This is a genomic window from Candidatus Woesearchaeota archaeon, from assembly GCA_003695435.1.
In the GTDB taxonomy this organism is placed as follows: Archaea; Nanobdellota; Nanobdellia; order Woesearchaeales; family UBA11576; genus J101.
The window spans coordinates 1-3,313 of sequence record RFJL01000059.1; the positions used below are offsets into that span (position 1 = coordinate 1).

Consider the following 3,313-nt stretch of genomic DNA (forward strand, 5'->3'; position numbering starts at 1 on the left):
CGCCAAGGTTAGCTAACACCCATACCAAAACTCATCTTCAGAGTCTTTACGCACAAATCCAAACCGTTCAAATTGCACTACATCACCTACGCGAACATCAGCAACGTATTTTTCACCATAACCTTGAACAAGGGTGTTATCAGGCATACGAACAACTACGGGTTCTTCATCAACGCTCCAATGGATGATTTTCTTTCCAGAAAAGTCTTGATAGGACAAAGACACAAAAACAAAGTTGTCCCCTTCTCTGCGAACATTCATGCAGTCGCGTAAACGAAACTCTTCTCCATCACTAATTGAAGCATAATCATCTGCTGCTATGTAAAAGACCGACGCAGTGTTATGTTCGCGTCCGCCCTTTCGTAATTCTGGATGCCTATCCAGTACTACGTGAATTGAAGGAGCCCCTTCAACAGTAATTTTTACAGGTTGTGCTACGAAAAAATACCTATCTGCAATTTCTTCAAGTGCTGCTTTATTATGCGCGTAAAGCGCTTTGTAATAGTCTTCCATAGTAACGGATTTATCCGTTTTTGAGATCCCAACATCAATTGCGTATTTTCTAAATGCAATGGGTGCAAAACCTCTACGAGCAAATGCTCCTAAGAAAGGAAGTCTGATATCATCCCAGCCTTCATACTCTCCTGCTTCAATCTTCTCGCGTGTTTTTGATGTTGAGACTTCAAACCCTTCAAAGTTGATGCGTCCAAGAGGAATGGACTCCGGCGTTGTATGTCCAAGTGCTGCGTGAATGAGCGCTTGCCTTTTTGCATTATCTGCGTGATCCTTTCCTCGAATAGCATGAGTAACTCTTAATTCCATATCATCAATAGCAACTGCAAAGTTCATAAGGGGCCAAACACGATATTTTTTCCCTTGTCGAGGATGCTCGTCAGTAACAATTCTAAAAAGAGGAAAGTCACGCATTGCAGGATTCTTGTGACCAAGATCGCTTCTCCATCTCACTACTGCTTCACCCGCGTGAAATTCCGTGTGCATTTTTTTCCACCGAGAAACATGTTCTTCACACGAAAGAGTTCTACAAGGACAAGGCGTGCTCGTCGCTATTAATTCACGAAAATCCTCTGGGCTACACGTACAGACATACATCCAGTTTTCTTCTATGAGTCTAAGAGCGTACGCGTAATAGAGTTCAAGACGATCACTTTGGATGATGACTTCAATATCTTCTTCTGCAAGCCAATTCATGTCTCTTGGAAGAAGCGTGTATGCTACAGGGTCTATGTTGTTGGGATTAGTATCTTCAATACGTAAGTAACATTTGCCACCATACTTTTTTGCATACTCAATGTTTAATGATGCAACGTAGGCATGTCCTATGTGCAGAGGTCCTGATGCAGAAGGCGCAAAGCGAGTTACGACTTTTGATGTATCTCCTGGTAGGTCTTTAAGCCCGCTTTTTCTTTCTTTCTTCTCAAGCAGCTCCGGAAATTTATCTTCGAGTTCAATGAGTATTTCTTCGGCTGAAAGAGAGGAGACTTCCTCGCAGATTTCGCGAATGGTCTCATTTACTTCTCTTGCTTGTGCTCGTAATTGAGGATTCTCACCTAGAACTTTTCCAATGATTCTGCCAGGCTCAGGTTTACCATAGCGATGAGCGTTTTGCAAAACGTATTTTCGGATGATTTCATGCATGTGTTCATTGCATTTTATTGATTATTTAAAGCTTTGGCACACTTCCCCTGAGCAATGATCGCCTGCGGTTGGGCGGGTGGATAGGACGTCTTACGGGCACAATGTTTATAAAAGAACAGAACCATATACAACATCATGGCAACTCGAAAAACCAGTACAATCCCAAAAGCCCCTGTTGCAAGAATTCTTATGAATGCAGGTGCTAAACGTGTTTCTGCTGATGCGGTTGATGCATTTACGGATATTCTTGAAGAGATCACAGAGGAGATCGCTCAAAAAGCTGCTCGCATTGCTAAACATTCAGGCAGGAAAACCGTGCAGGAAGGAGATATTAAACTTGCTGCGAAGTAAATTTTTTTAAACTACTTTCTTAAGATGTTGTGTTTGCAGAATCTTTCCTTTGGGCAAGTAGTTCAATCCGGTAGAACGCTCCGCTGGCAGCGGAGAGGCTGTGGGTTCAAATCCCGCCTTGTCCATTAAAAATGCACCAAAAGGTACTTTTATATGTAGAGGCGGTATTACCACTCCCATGAACAAGGGGATTTTCTACGCTTTGCTCGCCTTTTTCTTCTTCGCACTTACAACAATTGTGCAAAAACCAATTGTGTCTCAGATGCACCCCTCCTTGATGATGCTTCTTGCAGGTGCGGTGATGTTTTCTACTTTCACTGTTCTTAATGAGAAGAAACAGCACATGGCGTTTACGCATTTTGTAAGAGTTGCTCTTCTTGGTTTTGGCATCCCAATTTTTCTCATTATCACGGGTTTTATCAACACAACAGGTACCATTGGCGGATTGCTCGTGCAATTTCAAAGTGTTGCAACAGTGATTTTTGCAGTGCTCATTCTTAACGAGACCATTAGTGTGATGGGACTTTACGCTATTGCTCTTGCTCTTGGCGGGGGCATTCTTCTTATCGTGGAAAACTTAACGAGCACGATTGTTTTCGGAGATGTTCTTGTTTTGATCGGTGCAATAGGTATGGGATACGGCTATGTTGAGACAAAACGTTTGCTTAAAGAGTATTCTCCTTACACGATCAACCAGTTCAAAGGTTTAGGCGTTTTTATTGTTGGCGCAATCGTTGCTCCCTTCGTAAAACAAAGCGTGACGTGGACTCCTTTGCTGATCATGTATCTGGTACTTTTTATTATTACAGGATACGTTCTTGCTCACATGTTTCTCATCCGTGCCGCTATGCTCATCCCTGCGTGGCAAGTTGGTCTTGCATCGCAAACATTTCCCATCTTTGTGCTTTTGCTCGGACTTACTTTTCTTGGTGACGTATTAACACCTCTTCAATGGGTTGGTGCAGGACTCATCATCATTTCAGGTTTGTTCTATGATTGAAAACATTACCTTTCTTAACAGGCAAGGAACTCAACTCTCCGGCATTTTACGCTATCCTGAAACAAAACAAAAAATGCCTGCTCTCATTGTTCTTCATGGATTTCATCAGAATAAGAATCATGATCTCATAGCACAACTCGCAAATGAATTAGGGTATTACTTATTGACATTACGTTTTGACTTTCACGGGCACGGGGAGAGTTTTGGTGAGCGCTATGTGATGAGTGAACAAGTGCACGACACCATTGCCGCTATTGCCTATGTGCACAATCGTCCCCAGGTGAGTAAGGTGTTTCTTTTTGGGCA

4 protein-coding genes and 1 tRNA gene are annotated in these 3,313 nt (G+C 42.6%); 4 read left to right on the forward strand and 1 reads right to left on the reverse strand.

Annotated features, from left to right (window positions below; translation table 11 throughout):
- Positions 1-12 precede the first annotated feature (12 nt).
- Complete coding sequence (locus D6774_04255; protein RME77501.1) at positions 13-1,656, reverse strand: glutamate--tRNA ligase; 1,644 nt, start codon at positions 1,654-1,656, stop codon at positions 13-15.
- Between the two features lie 135 nt (positions 1,657-1,791).
- Between D6774_04255 and D6774_04260 the strand changes: the two genes are divergently transcribed.
- The 4 genes from D6774_04260 to D6774_04275 form a co-directional block, all read left to right on the forward strand.
- Complete coding sequence (locus tag D6774_04260; GenBank protein ID RME77502.1) at positions 1,792-2,007, forward strand: histone family protein; 216 nt, start codon at positions 1,792-1,794, stop codon at positions 2,005-2,007.
- 51 nt (positions 2,008-2,058) lie between these two features.
- Positions 2,059-2,132, forward strand: a tRNA-Ala gene (locus tag D6774_04265).
- A gap of 53 nt (positions 2,133-2,185) precedes the next feature.
- Complete coding sequence (locus D6774_04270) at positions 2,186-3,007, forward strand: DMT family transporter (GenBank protein RME77503.1); 822 nt, start codon at positions 2,186-2,188, stop codon at positions 3,005-3,007.
- Positions 3,000-3,313: hypothetical protein (locus D6774_04275; protein RME77504.1), on the forward strand; the 314-nt coding region annotated here is incomplete at its 3' end. The genes D6774_04270 and D6774_04275, both read left to right, overlap by 8 nt.